Source organism: Paraburkholderia sp. GAS448, assembly GCF_050435685.1.
Lineage (GTDB): Bacteria > Pseudomonadota > Gammaproteobacteria > Burkholderiales > Burkholderiaceae > Paraburkholderia.
On sequence record NZ_JBNDKT010000003.1, the window covers coordinates 33,718 to 51,916 of the forward strand.

Consider the following 18,199-nt stretch of genomic DNA (forward strand, 5'->3'; position numbering starts at 1 on the left):
TAGGCGCATGGCCGCGCCGCACCACCCTTCCCAACGAACGATCAATCCGCCGCCCGAACCGCCTCCGGTCTCGGACGCGATGGCGCGCGCGCATCGTCGCTACTGGCGCTTCAACCTCGTCTTGATCGCGGTGCTGATGGCGATTGGCTTCGTCGTGTCGTTCGTCGTGCCGCTCGCGTCACGCAATCTGTCTGTCGTTCGCTTCGCCGGGTTCAGGTTGCCGTTTTATATGGGCGCGCAGGGCGCAATCCTCATCTATCTGGCGCTGATCGTCGTGTACATCGCGCTGATGCAGCGCGCCGACCGTGTGTTGCAGGACGCGTTCGAAGCAGATGCCGCCGAGAGGGGGAAACTGAGCCGATGAATCTCACGCATCGGCTCATTCGTTCGTACGCGCTCTATACGCTGGGATTTCTCATTTTCATCTATGTGCTGTGGCGCGTCGAGCGCTCGACCGGGCCGGGCACATGGATCGGCTATGTGTTCCTGTTCGTGCCGATCGCGGTCTATGCCGTGATCGGCCTGCTGTCGCGCACGTCCGATCTCGTCGAATACTATGTGGCGGGACGGCGCGTGCCGTCCGCATTCAACGGTATGGCGACGGCCGCCGACTGGCTTTCCGCGGCGTCGTTCATCGGCCTGGCCGGCTCGCTGTACGCGACCGGCTACGATGGTCTCGCGTACATGATGGGCTGGACGGGCGGCTACTGTCTCGTCGCGTTCCTGCTCGCGCCGTATGTGCGAAAACTCGCGCGCTATACGATTCCCGATTTTCTCGGCACGCGTTTTTCGAGCAATGCCGTGCGGGGGCTTGCAGCGTTGTCTGCGATCCTGTGTTCGTTCGTGTATCTGGTCGCGCAGATCCAGGGTGTCGGATTGATCGCGACGCGCTTTATCGGCGTCGACTTCGCGATCGGGATCTTCTGCGGGCTGGCCGGGATTCTCGTGTGTTCGTTTCTCGGCGGCATGCGCGCGGTCACGTGGACCCAGGTCGCGCAGTACATCATCCTGATCGCGGCGATCCTGATCCCGGTGTCGATGATCGCGCATAAGGACGGCCTCGGCTGGGTGCCGCAGTTCAACTACGGCCGCCTGATGGAGCGGGTCGAAGCGCTCGAGCGGCAGGTGCGCGATGCGCCAGAGGAGCAAACCGTACGCGACGACTACCGGCGGCGCGCCACCGAAATGCAGACACGGCTCGACGCGTTGCCGCAGTCGTTCGTCGCTGAAAAAGCCCGGCTGACGCAGGAGCTTGCCGATCTGCGACGACATAACGGTCCTTTGCGCGACATCAACGAGCGCGAACGGGCCCTTGCGGCTTTTCCACGCGATGCCGCGGCAGCGCAGATCGTCTGGACCCAGCGGCGCGACGAGATGCTGACGCGCGCGTCGGCGCCGGTTCCGATGTATGAGCCGTTTCCCGCCACGAGCGAAGAGGACAGGCGGATACACCGGCGGAATTTCCTCTCGCTGCTGCTGTGTCTTTCGCTTGGCACGGCGAGCCTGCCGCACATTCTGACGCGCTATAACACGACGACTTCGGTGGCGTCAGCGCGAAGGTCGGTGGGCTGGACGCTGTTCTTCGTCGCGCTGTTCTATCTGACCGTGCCCGTGCTTGCGGTGCTGATCAAGTACGACATTCTGACGAACCTGGTTGGACACCGGTTCGACGAACTGCCGCAGTGGGTGATGCAGTGGCGCAGGATCGAGCCGTATCTGATCAGCATTTCGGACGTGAATGGTAACGGGGTCGTGCGCTGGAGCGAGATCCAGATGCAGCCTGACATGGTGGTGCTGGCTGCGCCCGAGATCGCGGGGTTGCCGTATGTGATGTCGGGGCTGATCGCGGCGGGGGCGCTGGCCGCGGCGCTCTCCACGGCCGACGGCTTGCTGCTTACGATCGCCAATGCGCTGTCGCACGACGTCTACTATCACATGGTCGATCCATCGGCATCGAGCCAGCGGCGCGTGACCATTTCGAAGATCCTGCTGCTTGGGGTGGCGTTGTTTGCGTCGTATGTGGCGTCCCTCAATACGGGGAATATCCTGTTTCTGGTGGGGGCGGCGTTCTCGCTGGCGGCGTCGAGTCTGTTCCCGGTGCTCGTGCTGGGGGTGTTCTGGAAGCGCACGACACGGCTCGGTGCCGTGGCGGGGATGGTGGCGGGGCTCGTCGTGTGCATTTACTACATTGTTTCGACCTATCCGTTCTTTACGCAGCTCACCGGGTTTTCGGGCGCGCGCTGGTTTGGCATCGAGCCGATCAGTTCGGGTGTGTTCGGTGTGCCGGCGGGGTTTCTGGTGGCGATCGCCGTGAGCCTCGTCGACCGGAAACCGGATGCTTATGCGAGGGCGCTCGTGGACTATATCCGGCATCCTTGATGGGCTTTTTTGAGCGTCTTTTTGGTCTTTTCGGGGCGTCCCCTGGCAGGAGGTGGCGGTCCGCGCAGAATTTGCTATAATTCGCCTCCCGCCGGAGAGATGGATGAGCGGTTTAAGTCGCACGCCTGGAAAGCGTGTATAGGTTAATAACCTATCCGGGGTTCGAATCCCCGTCTCTCCGCCAGAACATCAAGCAGACAGGCCCTTAGGGGCCTGTTTTCGTTTCTACCCGCCAAAGAACCCGCCATGCGGTACTTATTTCCACCGACATCAAACACGTAATAATCGCCAACGTTGTCCGTCGCGTTGAATGCCTTTTTTAAGTCCGCAAAATTCGCGAACGTCCCCGCCTCAACGGTCTTTCGCCAAATCCGGAGCGGCGTCCCCGCATCAACGTGCCTGGTCGCAATCTCGACTAAGGTTTTGTCGGAGATGACTCGCATAAATCGGCAATATCTCAGTTTGAGATGTCAGGCAGGCCTAATGTCGATCCTCTGCGTGCGTTGCCTCACAGCCGCTGCCTGCGGAACCACCAAGGCCGCACCAATGCCTGCCTTGGGCGCAAAACATCCGTGTCCATTCGCAGCACTCTGATAGCAGATGCCTTCTTTGCCTGCAAGGCGAGTCGAACGCTCGCCTCGCCTCCCAGCGCAGCAACAACACGACCAGCGATGCGAGCACGAAGATGCCGCCCTGCCAGGGCAATCCGGACGTACCTTCGTCGGGCAGGCCGAACAGCAGGCCGACACTGAAACAGGGAACCATGGCGATTGCGGTCGAAACAGAAAACAGCACAACGTTTGTCCGCAGGGTCGTCGCGGTGTTGCCTTTCGTGGAATAAGATTCCGCTGCCTGATGACATTGAGCTCATGTTGAACGCGCGTGACTTACAGGACACTTACCGGAGCGTTATCAAATCGTCACGTGTCGGCGATGAATTCACTGAGATGCGGTGCCGGAGTAGTCGGGCAGCACGCCGGCATCCGTGGGCTTCGAAGACAGCTCGCGCCGTCTTTGCAGATACACGTCGCGTACGAACGAATACTGATCGAGGGCCGCATGCGAAAGCAGGTCTGAAGCGCCCAGCAGATCGGCCCGTTTGCTCACAATGCGAGTGCCGTCCACCGACGCCTGGACGGGAAAAGATGCGGCCCCGAACGGGTTGAGCAGACCGCCGACGGCGATGTCGCTCACGTCCCGCACACTGCTCGGGCCGAATAGCGGCATCACCAGATAAGGCCCAACCGGCACGCCATAGTGGGCAAGTGTCAGACCGAAATCCTGATGATGCTTCGGCAGCCCCGCGGGCGTCGCCCAGTCGATCAGGCCGCCAATGCCTAATGTCGAGTTGAACGCAAAGCGCATCACATCTTCTGTCGCGTCCGTCGCCTTGAGTTGCAGCAGATCGTTGGCGAAGTTGCCGATATCGCCAAGGTTGGAGAAGAAGTTGCGAACGGCGGTTTGCACCGGCGTCGGCGTTACCTTCTGATACGCGGTCGCCACGGGTCTGGCCACGTAGGTGTCGAGCTTGTCGTTGAACGAATAAACCGCGCGATTCATCGGCTCGAGCGGGTCGCCGGCGGTGCGTCCGGAACCCGTCGCGCATCCGCATAAAACCAGTGCCGTGGCGACCGACGCCAGGCCACTCAGATCACGTTTGTTCATGCGCAGTCTCCCGGCGGGGGTTTTGACGATCGGGCCTGCGATGCACGCGTGCGCGTCGCCACAGCCAGTCGAATGGATGATGAAGCCGGAGGACTTACTGCTCACTTACCACCGAACGGTTGCGCGCAGACAGCATCGGACCCTGTGTGATGCCCTGTGCGGTAAGTGTCAGGTAAGTCACGCTGCGACACCATTGCTGCTGGTGCGGCGACATCCAGCTCATCGGTCGCACGATTGAGCTGGTTGAGCCCAGGTCGATTTACCGAACCCCGTCTGGATTTCTCAATGACTGACCCGCTTGATATCGAAGTGGCGACGGCTCTCTTTTTGCCTCGTGCCGTCGGCCTGTTTCCCGCGTCCGCCAGGCAGAGCAGCACACATGCCGGGTAGACGCGGGGCACGTCGCGATGCGGCAGCGGGATGGATAGGGTTTGCTTTCGTCATCTGCACAGGGCTGGATGGCTGCTCGGTGCAACCCGCTTATGTGCAGCCGGCGCTTCAGGTTCATCCGGCCTGGGCGAACCAGATGCATGACGCGTCGGCCTCGCTGCCGCCTGAAGATAAATGGTGGACCGCGCTCGGTGATCCGGTGCTGGATGGTTTGATTGAAGCGGCGTTCGACAGCAGCCCGTCGCTCGCGCTTGCCGCGGCGCATGTCGCGGAAGCGCGCGCGACGCTTGGCGTCCAGACCGCTCAAAGCCGCCCGCATGTGTCGTTCAATGCGAGCGTCGAGCGCGCCCGCGTGCAGGGCGGAGGCGGCGGCATTGGCGGAACTACGGGAGGCGGTGGCAGCACAGTGGTGGGCTCGGCAGTCACGGGCGGCCCGACATTCGCATGGGAAATCGATCTGTTCGGACGCCTTCGGTTGGCACAGTCGGCTGCCAGCAGCCGGCTGGCCGCGCGTACGGCAGACGCGGCCGCAGCGCGCCTCCTGCTGGCCGCCCAGGTAGCCGGTACCGTGACTTCGCTGCGAGCGTGCCGGGTGGTGCTGGACGTCAGACGCCACGACATCGAATCGCAGCAACGCGACCTGGTGCTGACGCGTCAACGCGTTACATTGGGATTTGCCGCGCCGGTCGACGAAAGCCGCGCGCTGAGTTCACTTGCCGATGCGCAGACAAGCCTGATTGCCCAGGACGAACTATGTGTGCAGGACATGGACGCGCTGGTTCAGCTGACCGGGCTGTCAGCGGATGATTTGAACGCGCGTCCAGGCGCGACCCGTCTTCTGCATCCACAGCGCAACGACGATTCGTTCGCGTTTTCGAAAATACCCGAAGCCACGCTTGCGCTGCCTGCTACCGTGCTCGCGAGCCATCCGGCCGTCATTGCCGCCGAGCGCGAAGTGGCGGCGACTTACGCGGAAATCGGCGTGGCGCGTGCCAACCGGCTTCCCGTTCTGAATCTGACGGCGGTGCTCAGTGGCAACTGGATCAGTGCGTCCGGGTCGACGTTGTCTTATCTCGCATGGTCACTGCTGCCCGCCGTTAGCGGGCCGATCTTCGATGCCGGAGCGGGCGCGGCGTCTGTCGATGCCGCGGGCGCCCGTTACCTTGCCGCGCTCGCCACCTTGCGCGAAACCGTGCGGACCACCGCGCAGGACGTCGAAAACGCGCTGTCGGCGCAGGCGCATGCGCGCCAGCGGCTCACTGCGGCGGCGCATGCGCGCGATGCGGCTCAGGCGACCCTCGACGCGACCGAATCGCAATGGCGCGCCGGCGCAGTCAGCCTGTTCGTGCTCGAGGACACGCGCCGCAAGCGCGAAGCGGCCGACGAAACCGCAGTCGATGCCGCACGTGCGAGCGTGCAGGCATGGGTCGACGTGATCCGCGCATCGGGCAACGCCGCTGCTTTTGCCGTCTCGCACTCTCAACCGGATTGATCCACCATGCCGCAGTCATTCGCTACCCGAATCGCGGGATCTCGCCGTCACGCTACGACCAGGCGGCGCGTCGTCGCAGCAGTCATCGTTCTTGTCCTGGTCGTGGCTTTGGGCGTTGTGGCCGCGCTTCGCTCCCGCCCCTCTGGCACCGCCCAGGTGAGCGCGGCAAGCGCGCTAACGGTCGCACTGCTTACGCCGCACCACGAGCACTGGATCCGATCGATCGATGTGTCCGGCGCGATCGCGCCATGGCAGGAAGCGTCGATCCGTGCCCTGGTGACCGGCACGCGAATCGCTGAAGTGCGCGTCGACGTCGGCGAAGTCGTGAAGCAGGGTCAGGTGCTGGCCCGCTACGACACGGCGATGCTTCGTGCCGAGGTCGCACAGATGGCCGCTGCGCTTGCGCAGGCCGAGGCGAGCGCGCAGCAGGCGAGCACCAACGAAGCCCGCGCGCTGCCGATGAAGGACAGCGGCGGCATCAGCAGGCAGGACCTGCTGCAATACCGCACGGCGGCCGCGGTGACGAAGGCGCAGGTCGACGTCGCGCGGGCGCAGTTGCAGGTCCGCAAGCTCGATTTGCAGAACGCAAGCGTCGTCGCACCCGACGACGGCACGATCAGCGCACGCGCGGCTACCCTCGGCTCGGTGACACCGGTCGGCGAGGAGTTGTTCCGGCTGATCCGGCAGGACCGGCTGCAATGGCGAGCCGAAGTGACGGCCGCCGAGATCGCGGCTGTCAGGCCTGGTTTGCAGGTCTTTGTGACATTGCCGGACGGCAGCGAGGTGCGGGGCACAGTGCGCCGGATCGCGCCGTCGCTGGATCCGCAGTCGCGCGTGGCTATCGTCTTTGCCGACCTCGAGCCGGGCTCGCATGCGCGCGCGGGCATGTACGCGGGCGGACGCATCGCGTCAGGCGAAAGCGATGCACTGGTGGTGCCGGCCTCTGCGCTCGCCATGCACGATGGGCGCAGCAATGTGGCTGTCGTCGTCGAGCGAGGCGGCGTGCAGCGGGTCACGTTGCGTGAAGTGCAGACGGGCCAGCGCGAGGGCACGCGGATCGAGATCCTGCGCGGACTGGCCGACACGGACCACATCGTCCGGGAAGGGGCCGCGTTGCTGAACGAAGGGGATGTCGTGACGCTTGCGCCGGCTTCGGTATCGACGGTCAGTGAGGCGCTGCAATGAACTTCGCCACGTGGTCGATTCAACACCGGATCCCGGTCGTCGTGCTGTTCATCTTTCTGTCGCTGGCGGGACTGTGGGGTTTTCATCAATTGCCGATCCAGAACATGCCGGACCTCGATCTGCCGACCCTCAATGTCACGCTGACGCTGCCCGGCGCGGCGCCCGTCCAGCTCGAAACCGACGTCGCCCGCAAGGCCGAAGACGCGCTCGCCACGCTGCAAGGGCTGAAGCACATCAATACGCACATCGTCGACGGACAGGTTCATATCCAGCTCAAGCTGATCATCGGGCGCAATCTTTCCGATGCGCTGAACGAAGCAAAGGACGCACTCGATGGCATCCGCTCCGAATTGCCCGCCGATCTCGATCCACCGGTCGTAACGGCGGTCAGAAGCGATTCCGCACCGATCATGACGTTCGCGGTCGCTTCGTTCCGGCTCGACCACGAGCGCCTGTCGTGGTTCGTCGACGACGCCGTCAGCAAGACGGTGCTCGCGATTGCCGGGGTCGCGCAATTCGAGCGCGTCGGCGGCGTCACGCGAGAGGTGCAGGTGAAAGTCGATCCGGCCAGCCTGGCGTCGACGGGCGTGACGGCAGTCGATGTGTCACGCGCACTTCGTTCGATGCAGATGGATGCTTCGGGCGGCCGCGGGCGCTTCGGTGGGGCCGAACAGTCAATGCGCGTGCTCGGTACCGTGCCGCGGGTGGCCGATCTCGCGCGCTATCCGATCGTTCTCGCCGATGGCCGCTCGATCAGACTCGATCAGGTCGCACGCGTCGAAGACAGTTTCGCTGAGCCAACCCAGACCGCGATACTCGGCGAGAGGCAGGTCGTCGGCTTCAGGATCTACCGGGCTAAAGGTGCCGACGAGACACGCATAGCGACCGAGGTCGAAGCGGCGCTCGACCGCCTTCACGCAGCTGACCCCACGTTCACGTTCCTGCTGGTTTCCAGCGCCGTCGACTACACGAAAGAGCAGTACAAAGGGTCGATGGACATGCTCTATGAGGGCGCACTGCTCGCCGTGCTGGTGGTGTGGTGGTTCCTGCGCGACGGCCGCGCGACACTCGTGGCCGCTGCTGCATTGCCGCTATCGATCCTGCCGGCCTTCGCCACCATGCAGTGGCTCGGCTATTCGTTGAACACGCTGACACTCCTGGCGCTGGCCGTCGTGATTGGTGTGCTGGTCGACGACGCGATTGTGGAGATCGAGAACATCGAGCGGCATCTGCAGATGGGCAAGCACATCGTCCAGGCCACAACGGACGCCGTGACGGAGATCGCCCTGCCGGTGATCGCGACGACCCTTACGCTGGTCGCGATCTTCCTGCCGACCGCGCAAATGACGGGTGTCCCGGGCCTGTTCTTCAAGCAGTTCGGCTGGACGGCGGTGGTCGCCGTGCTGATGTCGCTGCTGGTCGCACGACTGCTCACACCGATGATGGCCGTTGCCATGCTCAGGAGCACGCCGCTTCATGGGCCAGTTTGCGAGCGGGCGCCATCGCGACTGATGCAGCGTTATCTGCTGGCCGTGCGCTGGTGTCTAGCCCACCGAAAGACAACGCTGGGGTTGACCGTGGCGTTTCTTGCCGGCTCGGTTGCGCTGATTCCGCTGATTCCCAGCGGCTTCGTACCGGCGTCCGATCGCGGTTTCATCGTGGCCAATGTCGAGTTGCCGCCGGGTAGCGCGCTCGACACAACGCTCGCTGTCGAGCATGATGCCCGCCGGGCGCTCAGTGGCATTTCCGGAATCGAGCGCATCTTCAGCGTCGCAGGCGGCAACGCGACGACGAGCTTCGATTCGGCGCAGACGGCCGGTGTTCGTTTCGGCACGATGACCCTGATGCTCGCGCCGCGACGCATCCGGCCGTCGCAGGCGAAGATCGAGGCAATAGTCCGGCAACGCCTCTCCGCTGTTCCGGGGGCGCGGTTTTCCCTCGGTGACGGCGGACTCGGTGAGAAGCTCGAGATCATCCTGGCCAGCGACAACATACCGGCGCTGACCGGGAGTGCAGCACGGGTAGCGCGTGAGATGCGCGGTATTCGCGGACTGAGCAACGTGGCTTCGTCTGCGAGCATGGAGCGGCCCGAAATCGAGATCCGCCCCGATATGGCGCTTGCCGCTGAACGCGGCATCAGTACCGCGGCGATCGCCGAGACTGCGCGCATCGCAACCACCGGAGACTTTGACACACAGCTCGCAAGACTCAACCTCGACGACCGGCAGATCTTCCTGCGCGTGCAGCTTGGCAATCGCGAACTGGAACGCGTCAGTTCGGTGTCCGGTCTGCGCCTGAAGGGCCGTGACGGTCCCGTACCGCTCGGATCGGTGGCGAGCGTCTCAGTGGGAAGTGGGCCTGCGGAGCTTGCGCGCTTCGATCGCAAGCGCTTCGTGCTGGTCTCGGCCGATCTCGGGGCGACCGCGCTCGGCGAGGCGCTGACGTCGGTCAGGGCGCTGCCGTCCGTCCGTGCGTTGCCTGCCGATGTCGAACTTCTCGAAAACGGTGACGCCGATACCATGGCCGAACTGTCGTCCGGGTTTCTCTTTGCGATCGTGACAGCCATTCTCTGCGTTTACCTGTTGCTCGTCGTACTGTTCAAGGACTTTCTTCAGCCAGTCACCATCCTGTCCGCGCTGCCGCTGTCCCTCGGCGGCTCGTTCGTGATGCTGCTCGCGACCGGCAGCGAACTCGACGTGCCTTCGATGGTCGGTCTTGTCATGTTGTTGGGGATTGTCACGAAGAACTCCATCCTGCTGGTCGAGTACACGATCCGCAATCTGCAACCGCTGAAGTTACCGATCGTCGACGCGCTCGTCGACGCATGTGCGAAGCGGGCGAGAGCAATCGTGATGACCACGGTCGCGATGACGGCGGGCATGCTGCCGATCGCGCTCGGGCTGGGCGCGGACGCAAGCTTCCGGCAGCCGATGGCCTTCGCAGTGATCGGCGGACTGTTGACCTCGACGGCGTTGAGCCTGCTGGTGATACCCGTGGTGTTCTCTTACATCGATGGATTCAGGCGTTGGGCTGCACGTCTGTCAGGCTGCTTCACGCGACGCGACGCGCGTTAGGCGACGGCCCAAAGGATTCGCATCTTGCGGCGCTCATGTCCTTCATCTTTCTGTTTTGCGCAATTTTGGGTAAGTAACGAGTAAGTCAGTCGGTCCTAAAGTCGATTGCGTCTCATCCATCCACTTCAGGAACGCCTGTGAAAAAAACTTTTCGCCGTGAGCACCAGCTAGTGCTGGCCGTTGCTTCAGCATGCCTGTGTTCGGGCGCGGCCTGGGCGGACGGTGTCAGCGCGGAACCACCCGACACCGACGACTCGGGCTTTACCGTGTTGAGCAACGCCACGAATGTGACCCATTGGGGCCTGGGAGTAGGAGCGGGTATCGAGCAGGCGCCGTACAAAGGTTATGGCACCAGATTCACACCGATCCCGCTGGTTTCCCTCGACAGTAAATGGGTGCATGCTTTCGGCACGACGGTTGATCTGAAGATCGGCAAGTGGAGCAGCGTGAGCTTCGCACTGCGCGGCAGGTTCGCGATCGGCGACGGATACAGGCAGTCCGACGCGCCGATCCTGAACGGCATGCAGAACCGCAATGGTGCCTTCTGGTATGGCCCGGCGCTCGCCTGGCAGACCGCATTCGGCACGCTTTCCGCTGACTTCCTGGCCGGCGGCAACAAGGGTGAAATGGCGAGCATCGACTTCAGCAAGTCCTTCGACTACGGCAACTTTTCGCTCGCGCCGCACGTCGGCGCCGAATGGGTTAGCAGCAAGTACGTGGATTACTATTACGGCGTGAGGCCGTCCGAGGTGCGGGCGGACCGCCCGCAGTACACTGGCAAATCGACCTACGACATGTCGGTTGGCACGCGCGTCGACTACCGGTTCACCCGCCATCAGATAGTGATCCTCGACATCGGCGTGTCGCATCTCGGCAGTGGCATCACCGACAGCCCGCTGGTAGGCAAGAGGTTCATTCCGCAAGCCAAAATTGGCTACCTCTATCAATTCAATTGAGCGAAACGTCATGTCGCGAGTTGCACTGATCGAAGACCACGAGCGCCTCGCCAGCATGGTGCGCAAGGCGCTGACGGGAGCGGGAATCGAAGCCGATCACTTTCGCAACATCTCTGAGGCGAACTACGGTGTGAGCCGCGCCAACTACGCGGTGCTGATCATCGACCGCGGGATGCCGGACGGAGACGGGCTCACTTTTCTGCGCGGATTGCGTGCCGCGGGCCAGATGACACCGTGTCTGATGCTGACGGCTCGCGATGCGCTGCACGATCGCGTGGACGGCCTCGAAAGCGGCGCCGATGACTACGTCACCAAGCCGTTCGCCATGAGCGAGCTGATCGCGCGGGTCCGTACGCTGATGCGCCGGCCGCCGGCTCTGGAGGAACTGGTGCTGTCGTTCGCCGACCTCACGGTGGATCCGCAGCAACGCATGATACGCAGTGGTGCCCAGTCGGTACCGCTTGCGCCTGCCGAACTGCAGATCATGCTATGTCTCGTGAAGGCAGCGGGCGGCACGGTTCGGCATGCTGCACTCGAGCATGCTGCATGGGGCCTCGGCGACGCGGTGACGCCTAACGCGCTGGAAGTGACGGTCCACCGCCTGCGCAAGAAGCTGTTGGCCATCGGCACGACCACGCGGCTCGCGAATACTCGCGGTGCGGGCTTCGCGCTGCAACAGGCCTCAGGACAGACTGATTCGCATGACAAGCCTGGCTTGACGAGGAGGGGCGCATGAAACAGACGGTTCTGGTGGTTGACGGCGATCCGTCCTGTCGCGACGCATTGCGCGCGGGTCTGCAGTCGAGCGGTTTCGATGTGGCAGTTCTGTACGAGCCCGACAAGGTTGCGAAGCGCGTCGAAGTGGAGCGGCCGGCGCTGATCGTGATGACGAGCGGGGCGACTTTCGGCAGCGGGCTGGCCGCGCTCCAGACGCTGCGACGCGGCGGTGATGACCTGCCGGTCATCATGCTCGGCGAACAGGACGACGTGACCGAACGCATCGTAGCGCTTGAATGCGGTGCCGACGATTTCGTCTGCAAGCCGTTCAACGTCCGTGAAGTGCTGGTCCGAATCCGCTCTGTGCTGAAGCGGTCGGGACAGGTTGCGCTGGAGGAGCCGGTATCGAGGTCACCCTTCAGTTTCAACGGCTTCGAGCTGGACTTCGCATCGCGCACGCTTACGCTGCACGGTGAGCCGGTTCCGCTCGCGCAAACCGAGTATGCGGTTCTCAACCTGTTCACGACGGCGCCAGGCCGGGTGTTCTCGAAAGAGGCCATTGCGCAGCGCATCTGGCCTGACAAGCAGCACCGGCCGGCACCCGTAGGCCTCTGGGTGCATCGCCTGCGCAGGCGCATCGAGCGAGACATCAGCGCTCCAGAACTGATCCAGACGGTACGCACAAGGGGCTACGTGTTTCGTCCAGGAATCGACACCACAAGTCTCTGCAGCTCGAGAATGCGCAACAACGCGGGCACTCCGTCAGTGATGTGGCCGATACAAAGCAACGCCAGGTAAATTGCTGACCCGGTACGCCCGTTCCACCCGCAGCCAACCTGTACGGTTTTCATCATGCTCAATCACTGGATTCGAAGTCTGTCCGCGCGGCTGTGGCTGACCAGCGTTGCTGCGCTTGCCCTCAGCCTGACTGTCCTCGCCACCGTCGTCATGTACGCGTTCAATCATTTTCCCGAGCAGACGCTGGGGCGGCATGAACAGCTCGAGAGCGCCACGGACGTTGCGAACGGAGTCGTCTTCGACAGCGCTGGCCGTCCGGTTTCGGTACGGCTCCCGGAGGAGAGGGCGTGGATTTTTGCGGTGGCTCGCACCGAGCTCATGTACCGCCTGCTCGACGAGCGGGGCAATGTGCTGCTCGCGTCGGACAACGCCCGGGAGGGCGCGCCGTGGGTGCCCGGTGATCTGGGGGAGGCCGTGGGCAAGACGGCGGACGTAACGATCGGCAACAAGGCATTTGGCGTTGTGACGCGTCAGGTTCCGCGCGGGGATTCGGTCTTCTATGCGCAGACTGCTACGAGCGCACGCCTCGTCGATGCGATGATTGGCGCGAAGGTCAAGCAGATTCCTGCGATCGTCAAAGTCACCATCCTGGTTGCGACGATCATTTTCGGACTGACGCTCACGATAACCGTGCATCGCGTACTCAAGCCACTGAGGGAAGCGTCAAAGGCCGCGGCATCGATCACGCCGCGCAATCTGACGACGCGTCTGTCGCTGCAAGGTATTCCGAGTGAAATCAAGCCACTGATCAAAGCCTTCAACGATACCCTTGCCAGACTGGAGAATGGCTTCGCGGTCCAGCAGCAGTTTCTGGCGTCGGCCGCGCACGAGTTGCAGACGCCGCTTACGTTGATCCGTGGCCAGATCGAACTGCAACCGGAGATCGAGCACAAGGAACTGCTGTTTCGCGAGATTGACCTGATGGCCCGCCAGGTTCGACAGTTGTTGCATCTGGCGGAGGTTAGCGAATCACAGAACTACAGCTTTGGGGAAGTGAGCAGTGTCGACGTCGCACGGGACGTTGTTTCCTATCTGGAGCGCAAAGCTGAAAAAAGGCAGGTGGAGCTTCAACTCGACGCGGCCGTTGCACAGCCGTTGATCTGGGCAGACAGGAGTGCGCTCTTTATCCTGCTCAAGAATATCGTCGAGAATGCGATCAACGTCTCGCCGCCGAATAGCATCGTATCGCTAACAGTTGACAACGTCTCGATTCAGGTTCGGGACATGGGCCCTGGGATCAGGCGGGAATACCTTCCGTTCCTTTTCAAAAGATTCTGGCGTGCACCTGATACAAAGCACGACGGCGCTGGCCTCGGACTGGCCATCTGCAAGGAGATTGCGATTGCTCACGAATGGCGGCTGACGGTGAGCAGCCTGCTGTCAGGCACGAATTTCATCGTCTGGCTTGGAAACCATGACAAGGCGGCAGGACGTGTCGCTTGATGCACGTCACCGCGCACATACATAAACGATCATCCTTTTTGCCGGTCAGGTTTGGGAGTTGTGCAGTGAAATTCTCACGTCGCCACTGCATTTTGCAGATAGCATCACTCGTCGTCGCTTGCGCTCCACAGGCGGGCGTCTTTGCCGAAACGGGCGCGGTCTCTGAGCGCGACCTGACAGCGCGATGGCTCAGTTACCGGGACGACGCAACATCTGTCGATGAAGCCAGGCATCCAAAGTACGTGAAAGGGCAGGTTTGCGCGAATTGTCGGCACTATAAAGGTCTTGCCTCTGACCAGTCAGGCCCCTGCACGATCTTTCTGGGTGAACGCGTCATGGCGAAAGGGTGGTGCAGCGCCTATGAAAAAATGGAGGGATGATCGGGCACCGCGTCACTCATCGACGGCGGGGCTTCGATTATCCGTACTTGAAACGGCGAGCCCGTCGACTGGTTCGCAATGCTCTGGTGCGCCATGGATCGCCCGCGCAATTCGGAGTCGGCCAATTTGAGGCCGTCCACGGCGAAGTCAATCGTGGCCAGCGCCGTGACGTCGGCGACCGAGTAGCGAATACCGGCCACGAACGGGACCTCGCTCAACCGAGAATAAAGATCGGTGAATAAGTTCTGCATGCCTAACTTTATGCTTCGCCAGCTACACAGCCATGAGAAAGAATCCAGGGACTTGTGGCAAGATTGAAAAAGCCTTTATTGGCTGGTTGGCATACTTCACAGGCATGGGATCCGCAATGGAGCTGCGACATCTTCGGTATTTCATTGCTGTCGCCGAGACGGGCAGCCTGACGGAGGCAGCCGAACGGCGCCTGCACACTTCGCAGCCTTCACTGAGTCGGCAGATTCGGGATCTGGAGGACCAGGTCGGGGTCGAGTTGCTGAGCCGCAGCGCACGCGGCGTGGAGCTGACCCCGGCAGGCAAGGCATTCATCGATCACGCCCGACTGGCGCTGACACAGGTGGAAGCTGCAGTCGAATCGGCCCGCAGGGCGGCGCAACCTGCGAAGCAGCACTTCTCTGTCGGCTTCCTCACTGGACAGGAAATGACCTGGCTGCCTGAGGTCATGCGCATTCTGCGCGGCGAGTTGCCGAACATCGACGTCATCGTGTCCAGCGACTATTCGCCAGATCTTGCCGAAGGACTCGCGCGCGGCAAGCTGGATCTGGCGTTCCTGCGTGCCGAACCAGACTTCAATCTCGCCTACCAGGTCGTGGGTCGGGAACCGCTCGTGGTGCTCATGCCTAGTGATCATCCGCTGACGTCCCGCGTTGCAATCCTTCCACAAGAACTCGTTGGTGAGCCTTTCATCGCTATGGGTAACAAGGCCAGGGTGCTGCGCGCAGTGATCGACGACTACCTGGATCGCTCAGGAGTCCATGTCACGTCAGCGCAGAGTGTAGACAACCCCGCGGTGGTCATGTCACTTGTTGCGTCGACGCGAGGCGTGACGCTGATCCCGGCCTATGTCGAAAACCTGATGCCTTGGTCGGTCGTTAGCCGTCCGCTCGAAGGCGGGGCGCCGACGATCGATCTGGTTATCGGCTACAGGAGGGCCAATACCTCTCCGATTCTGAAGCTGTTCCTCTCGAGAGTGGATGAGCTGATCGCGGGCGTCGCGAAGAGATCGTCGTGATCCTGCCGAGGCCGACGACATTCGGCGCTAAAGCCCAATCAGACTGATCGGGTAGAGCGGAAATGCTGCATGCTCCTTTCGTTCCGATTTCTCGCTTGACAAAGTAACAGACCAGTACCTATTATCGGTGTAACGTACAGGTCTGTTACTTTATGGGATATCACCAATGCGTGCGATCGAGGCGAAAGCTTTCTCAGGCTATGGCGCGCTGCGGCAGACCGAATTGCCCAAGCCGCAACCGGCAAAGGGCAGGGTGCTGGTCCGCGTGACGGCCGCCGGCGTCACGCCGCTCGAATACACGGTCCTGTCGGGTGGACACCCTCGAGCCAAGGCGCCGCTGGTGCTCGGCAATGAGGGTGCGGGTGTCATTGAGGACGCAGGCGACTCCGGGCTCGCGGTGGGAAGCCGCGTGATGTTCACGGGACCCTACGGCGTCGGTGAGAATGGCACCTGGCAGGAATGGCTGCTGGTGAGGTCTGAACATCTGGCGTTGGTACCCGACACGATCAAGGATGTCGTCGCGGCCAGCCTTCCGGTGGCCTGGCTGACGGCGCAGGTCACGCTGACGCAAGCCGGATTCAAGCCGGGCATGACGGTGCTGGCTCCGGGAATTGGCGGGTCGGTCGGCAACGCGACCTATCAGCTCGCGCGGGCGCAGGGCGCCGGCAAGGTGATCTCGACGGCTGGCAGCGCGGCGAAAGCCGCGAGGGCGCGCGAGCTTGGCTTCGAGCACGTGGTCGACCTTGGCGCAGAAGGTCTCGCCGACGGCGTTCGCCGGATAACGGCCGGCAAGGGCGTCGATATCGTCATTGAGAGCATCGGTGGGAACGTGACCAGTGAGGCGCTAACCAGCCTGGGTGCCGGCGGTGTCTTGATCACGTTGGGCTACTCCGCTGGACGCAGAACCATGCTCGATGTGACGGACCTCATCTGGAAGCGCGCCCGTATGGAAGGCTTCTCTCTGTTCGCCCAGTCACCGGCCGCGATCGCCACTGCGTGGAGGGAGATCATCCCGCTGATCGTGGGCGGATCCGTCAAGCCAATCGTCGAGCGCATCTATCCCCTCGCCGAAGCAGGGGAAGCCCTGCGTCACCTGATAGAGGACCGGCCGTTTGGCAAAATCATTTTAACGATGTGACCCACGACAAGCGGATATTCACAGCTCCCGCGCGCGCCTCTTCCATTGAGGCGATCCCCGTGCCTTGGCCCTAAGCGGGTAAGACGATGAGCGGACGAGGTTTCCTCGACGCGATGCAGCAATGAGGAGGTCGCTATGTTGAAATGGCAGGTGGGCGCGGTGAAGATCACCTGCGTGGTGGAGATATTGATGTCCCTCCCCTACGACCCGGAGGGCTTCTTCCTGCGTGACGCGACGCCGGAGGCGCTGAAGGCGAGCCCCTGGCTCTATCCGCACTTCGCCAACGAGGATGGTTCGCTCAACGTGTCCGTCCAGGCCCTGCTAGTGGAGGCGCCGGGGCTGAGGCTGATGGTCGACACCTGCATCGGCAACGACAAGCCGCGCCGTCTGGTTGGCGGAAACCCGCTGGCGACGCCGTTCCTGCAACACCTGGCGGATGCGGGCTGGAGCCGCGATGATGTCGACGCCGTGGTCTGCACCCACCTGCACGTGGACCATGTGGGCTGGAACACCATGTTGGTGGACGGCAAGTGGGTTCCGACCTTCCCCAAGGCCCGCTACCTGATCGGCAAGCGCGAATTCGAGCATTGGAGCAACGACGGCGACGCGGAACAGCAGGCGATCATGGGCGACAGCGTGCGGCCGATCTTCGACGCCGGCCTGGTCGACCTGGTAGAGATGGATCACCGCATCTCGCCTGAGGTGCGCCTGACGCCAAGCCCTGGGCATACGCCGGGCCATGTCAGCGTGATGATCGATTCGGAAGGGCAGAGCGCGGTGATCACTGGCGACATTGCCCACCATCCTTGCCAGATGGCGCACCCCAACTGGGCGACGAGCCTCGACAGCGACACCCAGGCCGCGACGGCCACCCGCGCGAAGTTGATCGCCGAATGGGCCGACCAGCCAATCCTGGTCATCGGTACCCACTATGCCGCGCCGACTGCTGGACGCGTGAAACGTGACGGCACGGCGTTCCGGTTCGAGGTCTAGCCGCCGAACCGCCACGGAGATGACCGACCGGCTGGCCGGCGTTGAGCTTCGCGTCGCACGACGCCGGTTGCGTTCGCTCTGGTGGGCGTACGAGCCGCTACTTGACGCTCTGGTGCAAGGCAGCAGGCTTGATCGTCAGCGTCATTCCTTCCTCGTCTTCGGTTGTTGGGGCTGCGGGTCACGTCCGCGTTGCGTCGGTGCCCTCGTACACGCATCCGGGGGCGTCACATAGGTCACGTCGTCGCAGCAGCACGCATAGACTGGAAACCCGTACGCATTCGTGCGGATGATTTTCGTTGGCCCGTGCAGCGGGCACACTGCG

The 18,199-nt window shown here is 62.7% G+C and carries 16 protein-coding genes and 1 tRNA gene; 14 read left to right on the top strand and 3 right to left on the bottom strand.

Annotated features, from left to right (window positions below; genetic code table 11):
* Positions 1-7: 7 nt before the first annotated feature.
* The 3 genes from P3T23_RS06625 to P3T23_RS06635 all read left to right on the top strand — a co-directional run bounded on the left by P3T23_RS06625 (position 8) and on the right by P3T23_RS06635 (position 2,563).
* Positions 8-364, top strand: coding sequence for a DUF4212 domain-containing protein (locus P3T23_RS06625; RefSeq protein WP_429315392.1), 357 nt, complete (start codon positions 8-10; stop codon positions 362-364).
* Entirely contained in the window at positions 361-2,379 is a 2,019-nt protein-coding gene (locus P3T23_RS06630) for a sodium:solute symporter family protein (protein WP_429315393.1), read from the top strand. Before P3T23_RS06625 ends, P3T23_RS06630 begins: the two co-directional genes overlap by 4 nt.
* Positions 2,380-2,472: 93 nt before the next feature.
* Positions 2,473-2,563, top strand: a tRNA-Ser gene (locus P3T23_RS06635).
* Here P3T23_RS06635 and P3T23_RS06640 read toward each other — a convergent pair.
* Both P3T23_RS06640 and P3T23_RS06645 read right to left on the bottom strand, forming a co-directional pair.
* Positions 2,523-2,822 carry a type II toxin-antitoxin system HigB family toxin gene (locus tag P3T23_RS06640; RefSeq protein WP_429315394.1) on the bottom strand — a complete coding sequence of 100 codons (300 nt, stop codon included), beginning with the start codon at positions 2,820-2,822 and terminating at the stop codon, positions 2,523-2,525. The two genes, P3T23_RS06635 and P3T23_RS06640, sit on opposite strands and share 41 nt — an antisense overlap.
* Positions 2,823-3,318: 496 nt before the next feature.
* The gene (locus tag P3T23_RS06645) at positions 3,319-4,044 is read right to left on the bottom strand and encodes an MlaA family lipoprotein (protein WP_429315395.1); all 726 of its coding nucleotides are present in this window, start codon (positions 4,042-4,044) and stop codon (positions 3,319-3,321) included.
* Positions 4,045-4,423: 379 nt separating this feature from the next.
* Here P3T23_RS06645 and P3T23_RS06650 point away from each other — a divergent pair, with 379 nt between their 5' ends.
* The 8 genes from P3T23_RS06650 (at position 4,424) to P3T23_RS06685 (ending at position 14,479) form a co-directional block, all read left to right on the top strand.
* Positions 4,424-5,926, top strand: a complete 1,503-nt coding sequence (locus tag P3T23_RS06650) for an efflux transporter outer membrane subunit (protein WP_429315396.1) — start codon at positions 4,424-4,426, stop codon at positions 5,924-5,926.
* Positions 5,927-5,932: 6 nt separating this feature from the next.
* Positions 5,933-7,111 (top strand): efflux RND transporter periplasmic adaptor subunit, encoded by a 1,179-nt coding sequence (locus P3T23_RS06655; protein ID WP_429315397.1) that lies wholly within the window; start codon positions 5,933-5,935, stop codon positions 7,109-7,111.
* The gene (locus P3T23_RS06660; protein ID WP_429315398.1) at positions 7,108-10,185 is read left to right on the top strand and encodes an efflux RND transporter permease subunit; all 3,078 of its coding nucleotides are present in this window, start codon (positions 7,108-7,110) and stop codon (positions 10,183-10,185) included. Before P3T23_RS06655 ends, P3T23_RS06660 begins: the two co-directional genes overlap by 4 nt.
* A 137-nt stretch (positions 10,186-10,322) precedes the next feature.
* Positions 10,323-11,141, top strand: a complete 819-nt coding sequence (locus P3T23_RS06665; protein WP_429315399.1) for a MipA/OmpV family protein — start codon at positions 10,323-10,325, stop codon at positions 11,139-11,141.
* Between the two features lie 10 nt (positions 11,142-11,151).
* Positions 11,152-11,877, top strand: a complete 726-nt coding sequence (locus tag P3T23_RS06670) for a response regulator transcription factor (protein ID WP_429315400.1) — start codon at positions 11,152-11,154, stop codon at positions 11,875-11,877.
* On the top strand, positions 11,874-12,656 hold the full coding sequence (locus P3T23_RS06675; protein ID WP_429315401.1) for a response regulator transcription factor: 783 nt from the start codon (positions 11,874-11,876) through the stop codon (positions 12,654-12,656). Before P3T23_RS06670 ends, P3T23_RS06675 begins: the two co-directional genes overlap by 4 nt.
* Before the next feature lie 54 nt (positions 12,657-12,710).
* Complete coding sequence (locus P3T23_RS06680) at positions 12,711-14,099, top strand: ATP-binding protein (protein WP_429315402.1); 1,389 nt, start codon at positions 12,711-12,713, stop codon at positions 14,097-14,099.
* Positions 14,099-14,479 (top strand): high-potential iron-sulfur protein, encoded by a 381-nt coding sequence (locus P3T23_RS06685; protein WP_429315774.1) that lies wholly within the window; start codon positions 14,099-14,101, stop codon positions 14,477-14,479. Before P3T23_RS06680 ends, P3T23_RS06685 begins: the two co-directional genes overlap by 1 nt.
* Here the strand turns inward: P3T23_RS06685 and P3T23_RS06690 are convergent.
* Positions 14,458-14,730, bottom strand: coding sequence for a hypothetical protein (locus tag P3T23_RS06690; RefSeq protein ID WP_429315403.1), 273 nt, complete (start codon positions 14,728-14,730; stop codon positions 14,458-14,460). The two genes, P3T23_RS06685 and P3T23_RS06690, sit on opposite strands and share 22 nt — an antisense overlap.
* Positions 14,731-14,846: 116 nt before the next feature.
* On the opposite strand from P3T23_RS06690, the gene P3T23_RS06695 reads away from it, so the two are divergent.
* The 3 genes from P3T23_RS06695 to P3T23_RS06705 all read left to right on the top strand — a co-directional run bounded on the left by P3T23_RS06695 (position 14,847) and on the right by P3T23_RS06705 (position 17,877).
* Positions 14,847-15,746 (top strand): LysR family transcriptional regulator, encoded by a 900-nt coding sequence (locus P3T23_RS06695; RefSeq protein WP_429315404.1) that lies wholly within the window; start codon positions 14,847-14,849, stop codon positions 15,744-15,746.
* A 166-nt stretch (positions 15,747-15,912) separates the two neighbouring features.
* Positions 15,913-16,884 (top strand): quinone oxidoreductase family protein, encoded by a 972-nt coding sequence (locus P3T23_RS06700; protein ID WP_429315405.1) that lies wholly within the window; start codon positions 15,913-15,915, stop codon positions 16,882-16,884.
* Positions 16,885-17,019: 135 nt separating this feature from the next.
* A complete protein-coding gene (locus tag P3T23_RS06705) occupies positions 17,020-17,877 on the top strand; it encodes an MBL fold metallo-hydrolase (protein WP_429315406.1) in 858 nt (285 codons plus the stop codon).
* The last annotated feature ends 322 nt before the right edge of the window (positions 17,878-18,199 follow it).